Genomic DNA, 18,883 nt, shown 5'->3' with positions numbered 1-18,883 from the left:
CCACTCGATCGCGCCCGCCGGATCATGCCCCGGCTCAGTCGGTGCGTGGCTCAGTCGGTGCGTGGCTCCGTGCCTGGCTGCGGGGCCGCGTCGGGCGTCAGTGCGGTGCGCTTGAACATGCGGGTGGCGGTGATCTCTCCGTGCACCGTCTCGACGCCGGGGTCCTGCTGCGGCAGTCCGGGGCGCAGATGCTCCTCGACGCTGATGTACTTCAGCCCGGCCCGCAGGTCCGCGTCATTGCGCAACCTGATCACCAGCGGGAATTCGGCGAGCGCCGTCGTGTCGAACAGCCCTGTGGTGTACAGCAGTTGTACGCCGAGCGCGTCCGACACCGCGCGCTGGAGCTCCAGCAGATAGGTGGCGTTGGCGCGGCCGATGGGGTTGTCGAGGAAAAGCGTGCCCGCGTGCTGGTGCTGGTGCCGGTCGCGACCCCGGTCGTTGCTGCGCAGTGCGGCCATCGTGCAGTACAGCGCGATGGCGGCGGTCAGCAGCTGGCCGCCGGAGAAGACGTCGCCCATCTGCCCGACGGGCACGCGCTCGGCGCGCAGCACCGCGTCCGGCTTGAGGATCTCCACGGCGATGCCCTTGGGCTCCAGTGCCGCCTGCACGCCTCGCAGCAGCAGGGACATGCCGTCCCGGCGCAGGTCGGAGTTCTTCTTCAGGGCCGCCTTGGTGGCCTCGTCGACGACCTCGCCGAGCCGTTCGGTCAGGGTGGCCTGGTCGGGTTCCTCGAAGCGGATCCGGAGGAACTCCTGACCGGACCACTCCCCCAGGCCCTCGGGGAGCCGGGAGAGCCGCTGGGCGGAGCGGAGCGTGGTGAGCGCGGAATCCACGAGGCCCCGCAACCGGTCGACGATGGAGTCCCGGTTGCGTTCCAGCTGGGTCAGTTCGTCGGTGAGGACCCGCAGCCTGGGGGCGAAGGCGAAGGCCCACTTCTCCGCGTGCTCGGGCAGTGCGGCGGCCGGGAGTTCACGGATCTGCTGGCGGGCCGGGGTGCGGACCTGTTCGTAGCGGGTGGAGTTGGCGTGCCGGACCAGCACATCGCTCGCCTCCCGGACGGCCGCTTCCGCGGTGGACAGGTCGGCGGCGCAGCCGCGCAGTGAACGGCGGGCCTCGGCGGCGGACTGCCGGGCCTCTTCGAGGCTGCCGGGGTACGGCTCAGGGGTCTCGGGCTCGTCGTCGCCGTGGTCCCTGAGGAGGTCGCGCAGGAGGGCCGCGGTCTCGTCGAACCCGCCTGCCGAGTCCTCGGCGGTGCGATGGGCGTGCAGCAGCTCGGCATGGGCGGCCCTGGCGGTGTCCAGGGATGCGGTGGCGGAGGTGAGTTCGCCCGTGGCGGTGCGCAGGAGGGCCTGGGCCTGTTCGGCGTCGGCGGGGACCTGTTCGTCGGGGAGTTCGGTGTGGCGGGTCTCGCCGTCGGCGGGGGCCAGCCGCTCGGCCTCGCCGCGCAGCCTGCCCAACTGCTCGCTGGCGGTCGAAGCGCGGGTCTCCAGGAGCTGGACCAGGGACTCGGCGCGGGCGGCGGCCGCCTGCCGGGACGGGCCGTCGGCGCCGTCCGTTCCTTCCAGGAGCTGGGCGGCCCGGGTGCGGACCTTGTTGGTGAGCCGGTCCAACTCGGCCAGGGCGGCGCTCTCGTCGCTCTCCGCCCGCGCTTGTTCGGCCCGCAGGTCGGCGCCGACGCCCACCTTCTCGTAGAGCTGGGACGCCGCGCGGTAGGCCTCGCGCAGGGCGGGCAGCGCATGGCGCGGGGCGTCCGGCGCGGGCTCGGGGAGGTGCTCGGGTGCGCCGGCGATCTCGGCCCGTTCGGCGCGCAGGGCGCGGGCGGTGCGGCGGGCGTCGTCGGCGGCGCGCTGGGCGGCCCTGCGGTCCTCGTCGGCGGCTCTGGCGCGGTCCAGGCAGACGGTGGCGCGGGCCTCGGACTCCGCCGCCTCGTCGACCAGTTCGCGCAGCTTCGCCTGCCAGCCCGCCCGTTCGCGGAGGCGGAAGGCGAGTCCCGCGAGTGCGTCGGCGGCCCGGCGGGCGCGCTGGGCGGCCTCCTGGCGCTCGTCGCGGACGCGCGCGGTGTCCGCGGCGGCCTCGTCGGCCTCGGCGCGCACGGTACGGGCCTCGGCGAGCGCGGCCTCGGCCGTCCCGGCGGCCGTACGGGCGGTGCCGGCCGCTTCCGCCAGTTCGGCGAGCGTGCCGGGCGGGCAGTCCACCCGCCAGGAACCGATCCGGGCGGCGAGCGCGCGGTCCGCGGCGAGCCGGGCCGCGAGTGTGCGGATGTCCTCGTCGCGAGCGGCGGTGCGGCTCCTGAGCGCGTGCCGCTCCTCGTCGGCGGCGTGTTCGTCGTGCATGGCCGGGTTCGGCGGGACGAGGAACACCCCGGAATCGGCTCCGCCACTCGCGGCGGATCCGGTACCCGGGGCCGGGACGGGGGCGAGCAGCGCGGCGGCGGTACCGACGGCCACGGCCGAGCGCGGCAGCAGAGCGGCGGAACCGAGGACGTCACGGGCACGGACGTGCGCGTCCGGGTCGGTGATCACGACGCCGTCGACGAGTTCCGGCCGGGCCGCGAGCACGGCCGCGTGGTCGGCGGGGTCGACGGCCTGGGCGAGGTAGCGCCAGCCGGGCAGGGCGGGGATGCCGTGCTCGCCGAGGTACTCGACGGTGGCGAGGACGTCGGGGCCGGGCGGCAGCAGTCCGCCGTCGCCGAGCGCGCCCAGGATGCGGGAGTCGTCGGCGGCCGCGGTGCGCAGCTCGAAGAGGCGACGTTCGGCGGAGCTGACGCCCTGGTCGAGGAGCTCGCGCAGCTCGTCGGCGTTGCGGTCGAACTCGGCTGCGGTGAGGGCTTGTCCGGCCGGGCGGGACTGCCGGGCCGTGACGGTGTGGGCGCCGTGCGCGGACGGTTCGGTTCCGTCGGTGCCGGCAGTCCCCTCGACGTCCGGGGCTTCCTGCTGCGGGCCCTGGTCCCCGGCGACGGCCTCCGTTGCGGATTCGGGTCCGGTCGCGCTCTGTCGTGGCCGGGGTACGCCGCTGCCCTGTGCCGTGGGCAGGCCGAGGAGGTCGGCGAGGCGGTGCTCGGCGGCGATCGACTCGGCGGCCCTGAGCTCGGCCTCGTAGGCCTGTTCGGCGGCCCGCGCGCCGTCGGCGGCTCGCGCCGCGGCGAGTTCGGCGCGGCTCTCGGCGGCCGCTGCCTGTCGCGACCGGTCCGCCGCCGACCCGGCGGCCTCACGCGCGGTGTCCCAGGCGGCCACCGCGGACTGTTCCGCGTCGTTCGCCGCGAGGGCCGCGCGGGCGGGGTCCGCGTTCGGTGCGGTGTCGTCGAGCCAGCCCGCCCGGACGGCTTCGGCGGTCTCCTGCTCGACCTCGGCGAGGCGCTGGCGCAGGTGGCCGGCCTCGCTGCGGGCACGCTGGGCCTCGGTGGCAGCCGTGGTGGCGTCACGGTGCGCGGCCTCGCCCGAGGCCTGAAGGGTCTCGGAGCGCTCCTCCTCCTCGTTGGCCACGCCCTCGCCCGCCTCGGCGGCCGTGTGCAGGGCCCGTACGAGATCAGCCGCGGCCGTGGCGCGTGCGGCCAGCGCCGGGGCGGCGTCGCGCTCGGCCTCCCGGATCGCGACGGCGACGCGCGCGGCGCGGTCAGCGGCGGCCCGGTGGCGCAGTACGGCCTCGGCCGCCTGCCAGGCGGAGTGCAGCGTGCGGGCGTCGCCCAGCTCCCGGCGCTGGGCCGCCGCGCTCTTCTCGGCCGCGGTGAGGGCCAGGGAGGCGTGCCGGTAGGCGAGTTCGGCGGCGATCAGGGCGGCCCGGCCACGGGTCTCCTCGGCGCCGGTGACGGTGTGGGCCGCGCCGGTGACCTGCTGGGCGAGCTCCGCGGTCCGGCCGCGCTCCAGGCCGGCGCGGGCGGAGAGCCTGCGGGCCAGTGTGCGGGTGCGGCGCTCGGCGCCGGCGTGGATGTCCCTGGTCCGCGAACGCGTTCCGGCGGCCTCCACGATGCGGCCGAGCAGATCGACGGAGCCCGCGGTGAAGTCGCGCTCGGCGGTGAGTTCGGCGCGGCGGCCCAGTTTGCTGCCGAAGCCGCTGACGAGGTCGGCGAGGCCGTCGGTGTCGCGGGTGTCGGTGACGGCGCGCAGCAGCAGGTCGGTGAAGTCGGAGTCCTTCTTGACGGCGAAGAGTCCTGCGGCCTCGCCCTCATCGGCGTTCATCTCGCGCTGGTAGCGAAAGAGTTCGGGGTCCAGACCGATGTCGCCGAGGTGCTCGTTCCAGCGGTCGTGGATCTCTTCCCAGTGCACGTCGAGGTGCTGGTAGAACTTGCCCGCCTCGGTGAGCGCGTCGCGGAAGCCCTTCATGGTGCGGCGCCTGCCGCGGGCGCCGGAGACGCCTTCGGCGGGGCGGCCCACCGAGGTCGCCTCGGCGACGGGCAGCGAGTCGAGGCTGAGTCCGGGGCCGGGCCGGAAGGAGTACCAGGCCTCGGCGAACTTCCTGGGGTCGTTGGAGACCTGGCGTCCACGCCATTCGCTGACCTTGCCGACGACGACGCATTCGCCCGTCAGGGTGTGCTGCCACTCCAGCGCGACATGCCCGCAGTCCTCGGCGAGCAGGAACTTGCGCAGTACGCCGGAGCTGGCGCCGCCGAGGGTGTTGCGGTGGCCGGGCAGCATCACCGAGAAGATCAGCTTCAGCAGGACGGACTTGCCGCCGCCGTTCTCCAGGAAGAGCACTCCGGCGGGGGCGGGGCGGCGCGGCGGGCCGACCGGTTCCTCCTCGAAGAACTCCGCCTGCGCCGGTGCGGGGTGGGGCACGGGCGCGCCGACCCCGCGCAGGTCAAGCACGGTGTCGGCGTAGCGCGCACCGGCAGGCCCGATGGAGTAGAGGCGGACCCGGGACAGCTCGTACATGGCGGCGGACTCTCGTCGTTCAGGCAGCGGGAGGGAGCGGGAGGAAGGCGTCGGTGGCGGTGGCCGGCCGTGCGGTGGCCGGCCACGGCCGGTCAGCCGTGGAAGGGCAGGCCGGCGTCGGCCGCCAGCTCCAGGTCGTCGGGGTCGGGTGGCGGCAGCAGCGTCGCCGATCCGTCGGTGACCGGAACCACTCCCAGTTCCAGCAGTTCGGCCATGGCGGCACTGCCCGCCATGTCGCGGACCTGGAGCTGGTAGCGGGCGGTGGTGCGGAAGGCTCCTCCGGCGTCGTCCCCGGTGCGCTGGAGGAAGCCGGAGTCGGTGAGGAAGGCGACGGCCTTGCCGACGATGCCGGTGGTGGATCCGGCCAGCCGACGGGCGTCCTTCGTCGCTCCGGTGGAGCTGCGCCGGGCGTAGACCCGCCAGCCGGCCTCCAGGCCGGGGGCGTCACTGGCCGGGTCGGTGTTGTCGCCGTGCGCCTCGGCGCGCTCCTCCAGGCGGTGGCACGCCTGGCGTACGAAGGCGTCGACGCCGTTGACGGTGATCCGGCCGATGTACGCGTCGTCGGCGAGGTCCTCGGGGCGCGGGAAGGCCATCGCGGCGACGGCCAGGTGGGCGAGGCCGTGCAGGAAGCGGTCGGCGGAGTCCGGCGAGGCCCGGCGGGCGTAGTCGCCCATGCGGACGGCGAAGACCGAGTCCTCGCCCGCCGTGACGGCCATGCCGGCCCGGGTGGACACCTCGAGCACGATGAGGCCGAGTCCGGTGGCCACGGCGTCGGCGAGCCGGCCGAAGGCCGGCTCCTCCCGGTAGCGGCGCAGCAGTTCGGCGTACTCGGCGTCGCGGGCGGGCAGCAGCTTGGGCTGGAGCCCGAAGGCGACGAGCCGGGCCGCGTCGGCGGCGTCGGCCGGGGTGACGGCGGCGGGCGCGGACGGCTGCGCGGACGCGGTCCGGTCGGCCGGGTACCCGGCGCTCTGCTCGCTCCACGCGTCGGCGTGCTCTGCGCGGTGGTCGCTCAAGACGGGCGCTCCTTGCTGCGGGCGGTCTTCGGTACGGGGTGGGCGGGTCGGGTGCTCGCGGCCGTCCCGCCCGCTGGGCGCGGGACGGTGCCGGTGCTTGTGGCCGCGGCCCGGGAGGGAGCGGTCCGCAGGAGAGCGGTCCGGAAGGACCGCGGGCCTCTCACGCCGCCTCCGAGCGGTCCGCGGCCATGCCTGCCGCGTCCAGCAGGGCCGTACCCACGATCAGGTCCGCACCGCCGAATTCGGGGTCCTCCAGCTGGGTCCCGTCGTCGACGGAGAAGAGCAGGCGGCGCTCACCCTGCCGGTAGGCGGTGCCGACCGGCGGGCTCGCCGCGTGCACCGCGAGGAGGGCGACCAGGTAGGGCAGGTCCGGATCGCGACGTCTGGCCTCGGCCAGCAGCCCGGAGAGGCGGCGCGGCGCGTCGGGCTCCAGCTCCAGCAGCTCCATGGCGCTCGCCAGCTGTTCCTCGCTGAAACGGCTGTCGGCCGGGGTGGCGATCAGATCGGGCTCGGGCATCTCGGCGCCCAGGTGTTCGCGCTCCACCGGCGGGGTCAGCAGCATGTCGACCAGGTCGCCCACCCGGACCGAGGTGGGGGTGCGCAGTCCCGTGCCGTGGGCGAAGAACGCGTCGGTGGCGCGGATCGCCTGCTCGACGGGGAGCGGGAGCAGCGGTGCCAGCAGCTGCCCGTACAGGTCGAGACCGGTCCGCAGGGCCGGTGCTGCGAACGCCTGCCGGTCCTGCTCGGCGCGGAACAGCGGCCCGGCCTCCAGCAGACGGGACTGCAGCTGGGTGTGGCGGCGGATGCAGTCCTTGACGATGTCGACGAGTTCGGCGGCGCGCCGCTTGTGCTCGGGCTCCTCGGCCTCGTCACGGGCCTTGCGGATGTTGGTGAGGATGGCGTTCTCGTGGCGGTAGCGGTCGGCGATGTGGTCCAGTGCCTCGGCGATCATGTCGGGCACGGCGTTGAGCCAGTCCACCGCCCGGACGTTGCGCCGGGTCGCGTCGAGTGTCTTGCGGAGGGTCTGCGCGTACTGCACGGTCCGGTAGCGGGCCTGCTCGGCGGCGAGCTGCGCGTCGGCGAGGCGACCGCGGCTGATCAGGACCTCCAGCTTCACCTCGGCGGCGATCTGGGCGCTGGTGACGTCCGTGTCGAGGGCGCCGACCAGGACGTTGACCGCTTCGTCGGTGGCCCGCAGATAGACGCTGCCGCCGTATCCCGGGACCTCTTCGACCAGCTTGAAGTCGTAGTCCCGGCGGACGTACGTGCCGTCCGGGCCGAAGGTGCCGTAGACGGCCCGGAAGCCGCGGTCCACACTGCCGACGTTGATCAGGTTCTCCAGCACCCAGCGCGCGACCCGTTCGTGCTCGGCGACCGGGCGGCGCGGGGCCTGCGCGGCGACGCGCGGGAGGAGTCTGGCCACTATCTGGTCGTGGTCCGCGCCGGTGTCGAAGTCCATGTTGAGCGTGACGAGGTCGATCGCGGCGAGGGCGACCTCCGCCATCGCGTAGACGGTGTACTCACCGGCGAGGTTCGCCTTGCGCACGTCGAGGTCGTGCAGCGGCGCCGTGCAGGCGAGGGCGCGCAGCCGCCGCGAGAGCCCCTCGTCGGCGGCCGGGCCCGGTGCGGGCCGCGGCCCCGCGCTGAGCTGGGGCGCAGCGTTTTCCGTATAGGCAGGCGAAGTCACGCTGCACAGATTAGGTCCTCGCACCGACAACGGTCGAAACGGCGCAGAAGCGGCTGGTTGCCCCGGAGTCGGTCACGCCCTGCCGGACGGCTCCGCGCACCGGGACGGCTCCGCTCCCCGGCCCCCGGCACGGGGGCCGCGCTCCCGGCCGCACAGCGCGTGGATGACGTATCGACGCGGCCCGGCGGCGTCGCGCCGCGCGCCCCCGACGCGCAACGCCCGTACTGCTCGCGGCCCGGTCAGACGGCGGGTGCGTCCGGACCGATCCTGCTGCGCACCGCTGTCTGCACCTCGGCCTCCTCGGCCGGGTCGGCGGCCAGCCGGCGCAGCCGCTCGGCCACCCTGATGTCGCCGGTCTCCGCGTGGCGTGCGGCGACTTCCCGGGTCGTCTCCTCGCAGTCCCACAGGCACTCGACGGCGAAGCCGGTGGCGAAGGAGGGGTCGGTGGCGGCCAGCGCGCGGGCGGCCCTGCCCCGCAGGTGGGAGGAGGACGTCTCCCGGTAGACGTGGCGCAGGACGGGAGCGGCGCAGGCGATGCCGAGGCGTCCGGTGCCGTCGACCAGTGTCCACAGGCGCAGGGCGTCGGGCCCGTCGCCGCGTACGGCTTCGCGCAGGGCGCCGAGGACCAGCGAGGCGTCCTGCGTGCCTCCGCGGCCGGCCAGTACACCGGCCGCCGAGGCGCCGAGCGCGTCGGGCCGCCGTGCCCAGCGCCGGGCACGGTCGACGGCGGCTTCACCGCACATCCGCTCGAAGGCGGCGACGGCCGCGTCGGCGACCGTGCGCGAGGAGCTGACCGCCGCGGCCTCTATCAGGTCGAGTACGACCGGGTCCTGGGCCTCGGTCAGGTAGTGCAGGGCGGCGCACCGGGCGCCGTCCGGACCGCTGCGGGCGGCCTCGACGATCACGGGCCGGTCCTCCGGTCCCGCGACGGCGGAGAGACAGCGGGCGGCCGGCACATGGAGGTCGCTGCCGCGGTCGAGCCCCTGCTGGGCCCAGTCGAAGACGGCCTGGACGCTCCAGCCGGGGCGCGGTCCTCCGGGCCGCATCTGCCGCTGCCAGCGGTCGAAGGAGCCCTGTTCGGAGGCGGCCCTCACCCGGGCACCGACCGCTTCGCGCGGATCGTCGGCCCAGAGCCGCCAGGGCCTGGGTTCGAAGGCGTCGCGTACGGCGGTGGCCAGCTCGGCGGCCCCCTCGGCGTCCGTGCCGAAGCGGGCGAGCACGGGGACGGCGAGGGAACGGAGGCCGGCGTCGTCGTCACGCAGGGCCAGCTCGTCCAGGGCCCAGGCCCAGTTGGAACCGGTCGCGGCGTAGCGCCGCAGCAGGGCGAGGGCGTCGTCGCGTCCGTACGAGGCGAGGTGGCCGAGTACGGCGAGGGCCAGGCCGGTCCGTGACTCGTCCGTGTCGAGGTGGTCGTCGGGGTCAGCGAGGTGCCGCTCGATCTCGTCGATGCCGCCGTCGAGGTCGAGATAGAGGCGCGCGTAGTAGAGGGAGCGGTTCTCCACCTGCCAGTCGTGACGCGGATCGCTCAGGACGCAGTGGTTGAGAGCCGCCAGGGCCTCGGGGCGCGGTGCGGCGAGCGCGTGGAGCGTGCCGTCGCCGCGGCCCCTCTGCAGCAGACCGAGCAGGGTGCCGCTCGGCGCTATGAACGGATCAAACATGGGAAAAGCCTCACATCAAGCTGTCGACGCAACCGGGGACTGTGCAGTTCCACGTGCCGGGTGGGCACTAGACCGCGCAGCAACATGATCGGCCGACCGCCGTCTTCTGCCTGGTGTAGACCATCTTCCTCTGCCTCTCATCGGTGGCCCGAATCGGGCCCGCGACGTCATGATGACCCACCCATTTCGCCACCGCGACCACATTTACGGCGGACCCGGTCAGCGGGAACCGAAGAGTTCCAGCAGGTCGGCCTTGCCGAACATGCGCGCGGTGTCCAGGGCGGAGGGCGTTCCGGCCGCCGGATCGGCCCCTGCCGCGAGCAGGGCCGCGATCACCCCGTCCTCACCCTTGAAGACGGCTCCGGCGAGCGGCGTCTGCCCCCGGTCGTTGGCCCGGTCCGGGTCGGCGCCGCGGCCGACCAGTGCCGTGACCGCGGGGGCGTGCCCGTGATAGGCGGCGAGCATCAGCAGCGAGTCGCCCCGGTCGTTGGTGAGGTTCACGGGGACTCCGGCATCGACGTAGGCCGCGAGCGCGTCGGTGTCGCCGTGGCGCGCCAGGTCGAAGACCTTGGTCGCCAGCTCCACCACCTCGGGATCAGGGGTTTCGCTCATCGGGGGACCGCCCTTCCATTAACCGATTTCTCCGCTGCCGGCCTGTGGGGGCGTGCGCCTTGAGGCCGTACGAGTGAATCGACAGGGTACTGCCCGGACGCGCACATGACCCGGCCCACCCATGGCAAAAGATCACGTCGAGTGACGACGGAGCGAGGCGCGGCACCGAAAACCCCTCCGACCTGCGCTCCACTGTCCGCCAGTCCAGTGAAAAACCTCACTTTTCACCCACTTGCACCTTTTATCCTATAGATACTTCCGGTGAGCCTGGAAGGACTCATGGTGACCGTCCCCCCAACCAGGAGAACCACTCATGATCCTTTCCATGTCAGGCGTCGTCATCCTCGGCATCATCGTCTTCCTGTTCTTCAGGAAGGACGGCCTCAAGGCATCGCACGCCCTCATCACCGCCCTGTTCGGCTTCTACCTGGCCGGCACCGCCATCGCACCGAGCATCACGGCGGGCGGTGCGAGCCTCGCCGGCCTCTTGGGCGGGATCAAGTTCTGACCCTCCGCTCCCGCTCCCACCCCCCTCCAGGAGACAGACGTGGCCCGGCGACCACTCCCCCGCATTCTGAGCAGCGGCAGCGCTTCGATCACTCGCAGTCGCGAGTTCGCGCGCACGGCCACCGACAGCGCCACCGACGTGCTCCATCCGCTGATCACGATCACCCGTGGTCTGCGGCTGCTGGCAGGTGCAGGACGGCAGAAGTGGGCCGCGACGCCCAAGGACCGGCGTGGTCCCACGCTGTTCCTCGTCGCGGCCTGCGTACTCGTGGTCGCGCTCATCCCCTACGGGTCCTTGATGGCCCTGGTCACGGTGATGGGCGCCGCCGCATGGAAGGGGCGGGAGCGCACTCCCGTCAGGACCGGCCCAAACGAGGCGGAGACCGGGCGCCTGCAGGCCCTGTACGAGGCACTCGTGCCGTACTTCTCCACGGCCGACGACCCCAGCCCGCTGTTCGCCCACGGCGGCGACTGGGACCAGGTCTTCAGTGACTACGAGTTCGACGGCAACGGCCGGGTATCCCGGCTCAGGGTGGCGTACCCCGCGTACTTCACCGACAGCGAGGCCGCCTCCCGTGCCCGGATCGAACAGCTGCTGCACGCCAAGTCGGGCCGCGGCCGGGAGTACCGGTTCAGCTGGGACGAGGAGGGCAACCGGCTCGTCATGAGCGTGCTCGACGCCCTGCCCACCTCGATCACCGCCCAGCGCTTCGTCACCGCCCCCGGCGAGACCGTCCTCGGCTTCACGGACGACGACGCGGTGCAGCGCACCGTCCCGGTGCGCGACGGGGACGAGACCCGGGACGCGCCAGGGGTCGTCTGGCGGACCGGCGCACGCACCACGGAGCCGCATCTGCTGATCGCCGGCCAGCCCGGCAGCGGCACCACCACACTGATGCGCTCCATCGCGCTCCAGGCACTCCAGCAGGGCGACATCCTGATCATCGAGGGCAGCGGCATCGGCGAGTACTCCTGCTTCAACGGCCGCGAGGGCGTGCTGGCCGTGGAGTGCGGGGCGGCCGGGGCGCTGGCCACCCTGGAATGGGCGGCACACGAGACGGAGCGCCGGCTGATCGAGGCCAACCGGGCCCGGCAGTCCGGCCACGCCGTTCCCGAGGACACCAGGCGCCCGCTCTGGATCCTGCTGGACCGGCCCAGCGTGCTCGGCCATCTGGCAGCCGCCGACGGCGGACCCGACCCGCAGGAGCTGCTTCAGGTCCCGCTGCGGCACGGCAGGGCCGCCAACGTCACCGTGGTGATGACCGAGCAGTTCGACTGCCTGGACGGCCTGAACGGCACCGTGCGGACCCACACCAGGGCCCGGGTGGTACTCGGCCCCTGTTCCCCCGTCCAGATCGAGTCCGTCCTGGGGCTTGAGCCGCACACCACCCCGACCCCGGACGTCCCGCCCGGCCGCGGGTACGCACGGCTCGGCACCGGTCCGGTGCTGCGTATCCAGGTGCCGGCCACGCCCGACCCGTACGACGACGCGACCAGTGAGGCACAGCGGCAGACGGTGCTCGGCCTGCTGCCCGAACGGCGCAGGGCGATCGAGGCGACCGCGCCCGACCCGGTGCCGGCCAAGACCGCGGCCGTCTCCGTCGCCATGGAGTCCGTGGCCGTCAGCGACTGACGGCCACGGAAGTGCGGGAGGGCCCGCAGACGAGGTGATCCGCTGGCCCTCCCGCACTTCCGCCACGGCGACCGCTCAGGCGACGAACGTCCGAGGCGCCTCCGCGCCCGCGCCCGCCCCCGAGCTGACCAGCTGGGCGGCGGCCGCGAGCCGCAGGGCCGCCTCGTCCGCCACCGGCCCGCCGACCGTGAACGGCAGCCGCACGTATCCCTCGAAGGCGCCGTCGACACCGAACCGGGGCCCGGACGGCACTCGCACCCCGACCCGCTCCCCGGCCACCGCGAGCCGCGATCCGGAGAGGCCGCCGGTACGCACCCAGAGCGTCAGGCCGCCGCGCGGTACGGCGAACTCCCAGTCCGGCAGCTCCCGCCGCACGGCCGTGACCAGCGCGTCCCGGTTGTCCCGCGCCTGCTCCCGGCGGATCTGCACGGCCTCTTCCCAGCCGCCGGTGCGCATCAGCCAGTTGACGGCCAGCTGCTCCAGGACCGGAGTGCCCATGTCGGCGTAGGCACGGGCCGCCACCAGACTGCGGATCACATCCGGTGCGGCGCGCACCCAGCCGATCCGCATACCGGCCCAGAAGGCCTTGCTGGCCGAACCGACGGTGAGCACGGTGCTGCCCGCCGGGTCGAAGGCGCAGACCCGGCGCGGCATCCGCACGTCGTCGTCCAGGTGCAGTTCGTGCATCGTCTCGTCGACGACCAGGACCGTACCGGCCGAGCGGGCGGCGTCCACCAGCGCGCGGCGCCGGTCCTCGTCGGCCAGCGCCCCGGTGGGGTTGTGGAAGTCCGCGACGACGTACGCGAGCCGCGGGGCCGCGTCCCGCAGCACCTGGCGCCACCGGTTCATGTCCCAGCCGCCCAGCCCCTCCTCCATGGCCACCGGCACGAGGCGGGCGCCCGCCTCCCGCATCAGCTGGAGGATGTTGGCGTAGCTCGGGGACTCCACCGCGATCCGTTCGCCGCGGCCCGCGAAGAGGTGGCAGATGGCGTCGATCGCACCCATCGCACCGGTGGTGACCATGATCTGTTCGGGCATCGTCGGGATGCCGTCGGCGGTGTACCGGTCGGCGATCATCTGCCGCAGCGCGGGGAGCCCCGCCGGGTAGTCGCCATGCGTGTGCGCGTACGGGGCCAGCTCCTCCAGGGCGCCCTGGACGGCCCGGGTCAGCCACGGTTCGGGGGCGGGCAGCGAGGCGCAGCCCAGGTCGATCATCGATCCGAGCGCCTCGGGGGGAAGCGGCTCCAGGCCGCGGGCGGGCAGCGGGTTGCCCGCGGGCACCGCGGTCCAGCTGCCGGCCCCGCGCCGGGACTCCAGGAACCCCTCGGCCCGCAGCGCCTCGTAGGCCGCGGCCACCGTCGTACGGCTGACGGCCAGGGCGAGCGCGAGTTCACGTTCGGCGGGGAGCCGGGCGGCGACCGGGACCCGGCCTTCAAGGACGAGCAGCCGGATGCCGTCGGCGAGCGCGCGGTAGGCCGGCGGTCTGCGGTTGCCGGGGCCCGTCGGCCTGGGCTGCTGGGCGTGGAGCTGCCGGGCGAGCTGAGCCGCACCGACCGCCGAAGTCCACTGTGCCACGAGAATCAGTCCACCTTCCTCGGATTGGCCATGGTCGGCAGCCAATCCCCTGCCACAGAGTGACACGCAGCAGTCCACTACCACCACACCAGGGGGCACCACTTGTCCACCACCACCGCCCCGCGCGGAACGCACCTCACCCGACGGCTGATCCAGCTGTACACAGGTCTGGCGCTGTACGGGGCGAGTTCGGCGCTGCTGGTCGTCGCCGGGCTCGGTCTGGAGCCGTGGGGGGTGCTCCACCAGGGGCTCGCCGAACGCACCGGGATCACCATCGGCGTCGTCTCGATCATCATCGGCGCGATCGTGCTGCTCCTGTGGATACCGCTCCGGCAGCGGCCGGGGCTGGGCACCGTCTCCAATGTCTTCGCGGTGGGGATCGCGATGGACGGCACGCTGGCGCTCGTCCCCGATGTGCACGGGCTCGCCGCGCAGGCCGGGGTGATGGTGGCGGGCATCGTCCTGAACGGAGTCGCGACGGGGCTGTACATCGCGGCCCGGTTCGGCCCCGGGCCGCGCGACGGGCTCATGACCGGGCTGCACCGGCGCACCGGCCGCTCCATCCGGCTGGTCCGCACGGCGATCGAGGTGGCGGTCGTGGTGACCGGATTCCTGCTCGGCGGTTCCCTCGGCGTCGGCACGGTCCTCTACGCCCTGGCGATCGGCCCGCTCGCCCAGTTCTTCCTGCGCTTCTTCGCGATCTCGGACAACGGCGGCACCACGGTCACCGCCCCGGCATCCGGGCAGGCCATACTGCCGCAGTGACTTCCGTACGCCATCCCTATCTGGACCACCCCGCCCCGCTCGCGTTCGCCCACCGGGGCGGGGCGGCGGGCGGGATCGAGAACACGGCGGCCGCGTTCCGCCGGGCCGCCGACGCCGGGTACCGCTACTTCGAGACCGATGTGCACGCCTCGGCGGACGGCCGGCTGGTCGCCTTCCACGACGCCACGCTGGACCGGGTGACGGATGCCAGGGGGCGGATGTCGGAGCTGCCGTGGAGCGAGATACGGCAGGCCCGGGTGGCGGGCCGTGAACCGCTGCCACTGTTCGAGGAGCTGCTGGAGACGTTCCCGGAGGCCCGCTGGAACGTGGACATCAAGGCCGGGCCGGCCCTTGAGCCGCTGGTGGACCTGATCCGCCGGACGGATGCCTGGGACCGGGTGTGCGTCGGCTCCTTCTCCGAGACCAGGGTCGCCAGGGCGCACCGCCTGGCGGGCCCCCGGCTGGCCACCTCCTACGGAGTGCGCGGTGTCCTGGGCCTGCGGCTGCGCTCGTACGGCATCCCGGCGGCGCTGCGCGCCGGAGCGGTGTGCGCACAGGTGCCGGAGAGCCAGGGCGGCGTCCGGGTCGTGGACCGGCGCTTCGTGCGGGAGGCGCACGCGCGGGGGCTCCAGGTGCACGTCTGGACGGTGAACGAACCGGAGCGGATGGCAGCGCTCCTGGACCTCGGCGTGGATGGCATCATGACCGATCACATCGAGACGCTGCGTACGGTGCTGAGCGAGCGGGGGGCCTGGGCCTGACGCCGGCCCGGTGACGTCTCCACGGGGAGAGACGAGGGGTGCGCAATGAGCGCCGAGACCGCGGACACCGCCGAACCGGCGGAGGGTAATGCCGGGGAGGCCGACCCCGGCGAGCGGCGGCGCGAGCAGCGCGGCTGGTACTTCTACGACTTCGCCTGCTCCGTCTACTCGACGAGCGTCCTCACGGTGTTCCTCGGGCCGTATCTGACGTCGATCGCCAAGGCAGCCGCCGACGCCGACGGCTTCGTCCATCCGCTCGGCATCCCGGTCCGCGCCGGATCGCTGTTCGCCTACGCGGTCTCGGCGTCCGTGATCGTCGCGGTGATCCTGATGCCGGTCGTCGGCGCCGCCGCCGACCGCTCGGGCCGCAAGAAGCCGCTGCTGGCGGCGGCCGCCTACGTGGGCGCCACCGCGACCGCCGGAATGTTCTTCCTGGACGGCACCCGCTATCTGCTCGGCGCCTTCCTGCTCATCGTGGCGAATGCCGCGATATCCGTGTCGATGGTCCTCTACAACGCCTATCTGCCGCAGATCGCGGAACCCGACGAACGCGACGCGGTCTCCTCACGCGGCTGGGCCTTCGGCTACACGTCGGGGGCGCTGGTCCTCGTCCTCAACCTGATCCTCTACACGGGCCACGACTCCTTCGGCCTCTCCGAGTCGGACGCCGTCCGGATCTGCCTGGCCTCGGCCGGCGTCTGGTGGGGCGCCTTCACCGTCGTACCGCTGCGCCGGCTGCGCGACCGGCGGGTGGCGCCGGGCGGCCACGGAGCGGTCGGGTCCGGATGGCGGCAGCTGATGGCGACCCTGCGCGACATGCGCCGCCATCCACTCACCCTCTCCTTCCTGCTGGCCTACCTCGTCTACAACGACGGCGTGCAGACGGTGATCTCGCAGGCCTCGGTGTACGGCTCCGAGGAGCTGGGCCTCGACCAGACGACGCTGATCACAGCCGTGCTGCTGGTCCAGATACTCGCGGTGGCCGGAGCGCTGGGGATGGGCCGGCTGGCCCGGGTGTACGGCGCGAAGCACACGATCCTCGCGTCCCTGGTCGTCTGGACGCTGATTCTCGTCGCCGGGTACTTCCTGCCGGCCGACGCACCGGTGTTCTTCTACGCGCTGGCCGCGGCGATCGGCCTGGTTCTCGGCGGCAGTCAGGCCCTGTCCCGCTCGCTCTACTCGCATCTGGTGCCGCGCGGCAAGGAGGCCGAGTACTTCTCGGCGTACGAGATGAGCGACCGCGGGCTGAGCTGGCTGGGGCCGCTGGTGTTCGGGCTCGCGTACCAGCTGACCGGCAGTTATCGGGATGCGATCATCTCGTTGGTGATCTTCTTCGTGGTCGGTTCCGTGCTGCTCGCGAGGGTGCCGGTCCGGCAGGCCGTGGCGGCGGCCGGGAACCCCGTTCCCGAACGGATTTAGACGTTGAAGTAAAAGGCCGGTAGTGTACGCCTTTGGCCTGCCCGGAGGACCGTTACCGCCAGTGGAAGAATCCAAACTGTTGGGTGACAACTTCTGCCATATGTGACAAACCGGGCGTTGGCGGGTACTTGAACCCTGGCAAACCTGAATACTCAGCGGCACGACGGGCGACGCATGACCGGAAACGGGAATCTTTGCCGCCGACCGGACGTTGAGCCGGATGACGACGACAGCGACACCTGTCCTGTGGGCGACAAGCCCGGGAGGCACGATTCATGAGTGAGCGAGCTCTCCGCGGCACGCGACTTGTGGTTACCAGCTACGAGACGGACCGCGGCATCGATCTGGCCCCGCGCCAGGCGGTGGAGTACGCATGCCAGAACGGACATCGATTTGAGATGCCGTTCTCGGTAGAGGCGGAAATTCCGCCGGAGTGGGAGTGCAAGGCGTGTGGCGCCCAGGCACTCCTGGTGGACGGGGATGGCCCCGAGGAGAAGAAGGGCAAGCCTGCGCGTACGCACTGGGACATGCTCATGGAGCGGCGCACACGCGAGGAGCTGGAGGAGGTGCTGGCCGAGAGGCTGGCGGTTCTGCGCTCCGGAGCCATGAATATTGCCGTGCATCCGCGGGACAGCAGGAAGTCTGCCTGACCGCGTAGCACAGCCCTGAGACAGAGCCGCGGGCCTCGACACACTGTGTGTCGAGGCCCGCGGCTCTGTGCGTGGGCCTTGACGGCCGGCTGCGTCGGGGGGCAGGTGCACGAGAGGCCTCCCCCGGACCGACGTCCGAGGTGTCCTCAATCGCGGACGGACTCGACTCGGCGGGGCGGGGCCGCGTTCGGGCTACGGCGTCAGGGGCGGGCGGGGGTTCTCGTCGGGGTGGGAGGGGTCGTCGCGGATTACCTCGCCCTGGACGACCTTTCCGTCGGGCCTGTGCATACGGGCCTGCTGGAAGGCGTCCGAGAGGCCACCGGGGGCCGCCACGCGCATTCGGCGTTCCAGCGAGCGCTCCGCGTACCTGCTGAGCGCCGACCGGACCGGCGGCACCAGGAGCAGCAGTCCGGCGACGTCCGAGATCATCCCCGGAATCATGATCAGCAGCCCGCCGAGCATCAGGAAGCCGTTGCCCCTGCTGCTCGCAGGAGCGGGCGAGGAGCCGTCGGCGCCCGGCTGTCCCGGCATCTGCTGGAGCGTCTCGGTGAGATTGCGGAAGGCGCGGCGGCCGGCCGCCTTCATCACCACGGCTCCGAGCACGACACCCGCGGCCAGGAGCAGCAGGACGGTGAAAGCGCCCGCCACGTCCGCCACCACGATGAGCAGCCAGATCTCCAGCACCGCCCAGGCGGCCATGGCGAGAGGTACGAGGGTCCGGGCGCGCGAGCGCCGACGGGCGGTCGGGGGCGGTGTGCCGGTCGTCATGCCCCCAGTGTGCCTGGCCACGGGTCCGGGCGCCGTAAGGGGGTGAGGATCACCTGGCCGGAGGCTTCAGGGCGTCCGGCGTCCGAGCGCCCGGTTCGTACGGGTGGTGACACCCCAGGCGGTCACCCGCCAGAGCGCCTCGACGAGGATGTCCCGGCTCATCTTGGAGTCACCGATCTCCCGGTCCACGAACGTGATCGGGACCTCCACGACGTGGTAGCCGGCCTCGATCGCGCGGCGCGCCAGGTCCACCTGGAAGCAGTAGCCCTGCGAGGCGACCTCCTCCAGGCCGATCCCCTGCAGGGTCTCCGTGCGGAACGCCCGGTATCCGCCGGTGACGTCTCTCGTCCGGAGTCCGAGCATCAGCCGCGAGTAGGTGCTGCCGCCGCGGGAGATCATCTCGCGGGACTTGGGCCAGTTGACCACGCGCCCGCCCGGGACCCAGCGGGAGCCCAGCACCAGGTCGGCGCCCTTGAGGGCGGTGAGCAGCCGGGGCAGCTCCTCGGGCTGGTGGGAGCCGTCCGCGTCCATCTCGACGAGCACGCCGTAGTCGTGGTCCATCCCCCAGCGGAAGCCGGCGAGATAGGCCGCGCCGAGCCCTTCCTTGCCCTGCCGGTGCAGCACATGGACCCGGTCGTCGGCGGAGGCCAGCTCGTCGGCCAGCTTGCCGGTGCCGTCGGGGCTGTTGTCGTCGGCGACCAGGATGTCGGCCTCCGGTACGGCGGCGCGCACCCGGCTGACGATCGGCTTGATGTTCTCGGCCTCGTTGTAGGTCGGAATGATCACCAAGGTTCTGCCGAGCGGGCCGTATCGCCTCTGACCGCCGTCGTTCACTTACTGCCCCTTAAGTCCGTACGCAGATGCACACCATATCCAGCGCGACGGGGCCGCAGACCGACCCGGTCGGGACGGCTCGGGGCGCGACGGCGGACAGAAGAGCGGAAGTACGGACAGAACTGCGGATCGG

At 72.9% G+C, this 18,883-nt stretch carries 14 protein-coding genes; 6 read left to right on the top strand and 8 right to left on the bottom strand.

The genetic code is table 11. The features are described from left to right. Window positions 1–50 precede the first annotated feature (50 nt). The 5 genes from OG322_RS32695 to OG322_RS32675 form a co-directional block, all read right to left on the bottom strand. The gene (locus OG322_RS32695; protein ID WP_329307338.1) at window positions 51–4,868 is read right to left on the bottom strand and encodes a hypothetical protein; all 4,818 of its coding nucleotides are present in this window, start codon (window positions 4,866–4,868) and stop codon (window positions 51–53) included. Between the two features lie 92 nt (window positions 4,869–4,960). Beyond that, complete coding sequence (locus tag OG322_RS32690; RefSeq protein WP_123468215.1) at window positions 4,961–5,881, bottom strand: hypothetical protein; 921 nt, start codon at window positions 5,879–5,881, stop codon at window positions 4,961–4,963. A gap of 160 nt (window positions 5,882–6,041) precedes the next feature. Continuing rightward, on the bottom strand, window positions 6,042–7,568 hold the full coding sequence (locus tag OG322_RS32685) for a hypothetical protein (protein ID WP_123468217.1): 1,527 nt from the start codon (window positions 7,566–7,568) through the stop codon (window positions 6,042–6,044). A 239-nt stretch (window positions 7,569–7,807) separates the two neighbouring features. Beyond that, window positions 7,808–9,226, bottom strand: coding sequence for a HEAT repeat domain-containing protein (locus OG322_RS32680; RefSeq protein WP_123468219.1), 1,419 nt, complete (start codon window positions 9,224–9,226; stop codon window positions 7,808–7,810). Window positions 9,227–9,445: 219 nt separating this feature from the next. Then, on the bottom strand, window positions 9,446–9,838 hold the full coding sequence (locus tag OG322_RS32675) for an ankyrin repeat domain-containing protein (RefSeq protein WP_123468221.1): 393 nt from the start codon (window positions 9,836–9,838) through the stop codon (window positions 9,446–9,448). A 313-nt stretch (window positions 9,839–10,151) separates the two neighbouring features. Here OG322_RS32675 and OG322_RS32670 point away from each other — a divergent pair, with 313 nt between their 5' ends. After that, on the top strand, window positions 10,152–10,346 hold the full coding sequence (locus OG322_RS32670) for a hypothetical protein (RefSeq protein WP_123468223.1): 195 nt from the start codon (window positions 10,152–10,154) through the stop codon (window positions 10,344–10,346). 39 nt (window positions 10,347–10,385) lie between these two features. Next, window positions 10,386–11,978, top strand: a complete 1,593-nt coding sequence (locus OG322_RS32665; protein ID WP_123468225.1) for an ATP-binding protein — start codon at window positions 10,386–10,388, stop codon at window positions 11,976–11,978. Between the two features lie 75 nt (window positions 11,979–12,053). Here the strand turns inward: OG322_RS32665 and OG322_RS32660 are convergent, their stop codons facing one another. Beyond that, entirely contained in the window at window positions 12,054–13,553 is a 1,500-nt protein-coding gene (locus tag OG322_RS32660; protein ID WP_123468227.1) for an SCO1417 family MocR-like transcription factor, read from the bottom strand. Between the two features lie 102 nt (window positions 13,554–13,655). On the opposite strand from OG322_RS32660, the gene yczE reads away from it, so the two are divergent. The 4 genes from yczE (at window position 13,656) to OG322_RS32640 (ending at window position 17,148) form a co-directional block, all read left to right on the top strand. After that, window positions 13,656–14,318 carry a membrane protein YczE gene (gene yczE / locus OG322_RS32655; protein WP_329307337.1) on the top strand — a complete coding sequence of 221 codons (663 nt, stop codon included), beginning with the start codon at window positions 13,656–13,658 and terminating at the stop codon, window positions 14,316–14,318. Continuing rightward, on the top strand, window positions 14,315–15,079 hold the full coding sequence (locus tag OG322_RS32650; RefSeq protein WP_329307336.1) for a glycerophosphodiester phosphodiesterase: 765 nt from the start codon (window positions 14,315–14,317) through the stop codon (window positions 15,077–15,079). The genes yczE and OG322_RS32650 overlap by 4 nt, the downstream gene beginning before the upstream one ends. A gap of 45 nt (window positions 15,080–15,124) precedes the next feature. Then, complete coding sequence (locus OG322_RS32645) at window positions 15,125–16,498, top strand: MFS transporter (protein ID WP_123468234.1); 1,374 nt, start codon at window positions 15,125–15,127, stop codon at window positions 16,496–16,498. Between the two features lie 275 nt (window positions 16,499–16,773). Beyond that, window positions 16,774–17,148, top strand: a complete 375-nt coding sequence (locus tag OG322_RS32640; protein ID WP_003959706.1) for an RNA polymerase-binding protein RbpA — start codon at window positions 16,774–16,776, stop codon at window positions 17,146–17,148. A 192-nt stretch (window positions 17,149–17,340) separates the two neighbouring features. On the opposite strand, the gene fxsA is transcribed toward OG322_RS32640, so the two are convergent. Together fxsA and OG322_RS32630 are read right to left on the bottom strand one after the other, a co-directional pair. Then, window positions 17,341–17,916 carry an FxsA family membrane protein gene (fxsA, locus tag OG322_RS32635; RefSeq protein WP_329307335.1) on the bottom strand — a complete coding sequence of 192 codons (576 nt, stop codon included), beginning with the start codon at window positions 17,914–17,916 and terminating at the stop codon, window positions 17,341–17,343. Between the two features lie 66 nt (window positions 17,917–17,982). Further along, window positions 17,983–18,750 carry a polyprenol monophosphomannose synthase gene (locus OG322_RS32630; protein WP_123468239.1) on the bottom strand — a complete coding sequence of 256 codons (768 nt, stop codon included), beginning with the start codon at window positions 18,748–18,750 and terminating at the stop codon, window positions 17,983–17,985. Window positions 18,751–18,883 lie beyond the last annotated feature (133 nt).

This window comes from Streptomyces sp. NBC_01260 (genome assembly GCF_036226405.1).
Lineage (GTDB): Bacteria > Actinomycetota > Actinomycetes > Streptomycetales > Streptomycetaceae > Streptomyces > Streptomyces laculatispora.
This window is presented reverse-complemented; position numbering and strand designations above follow the sequence as displayed.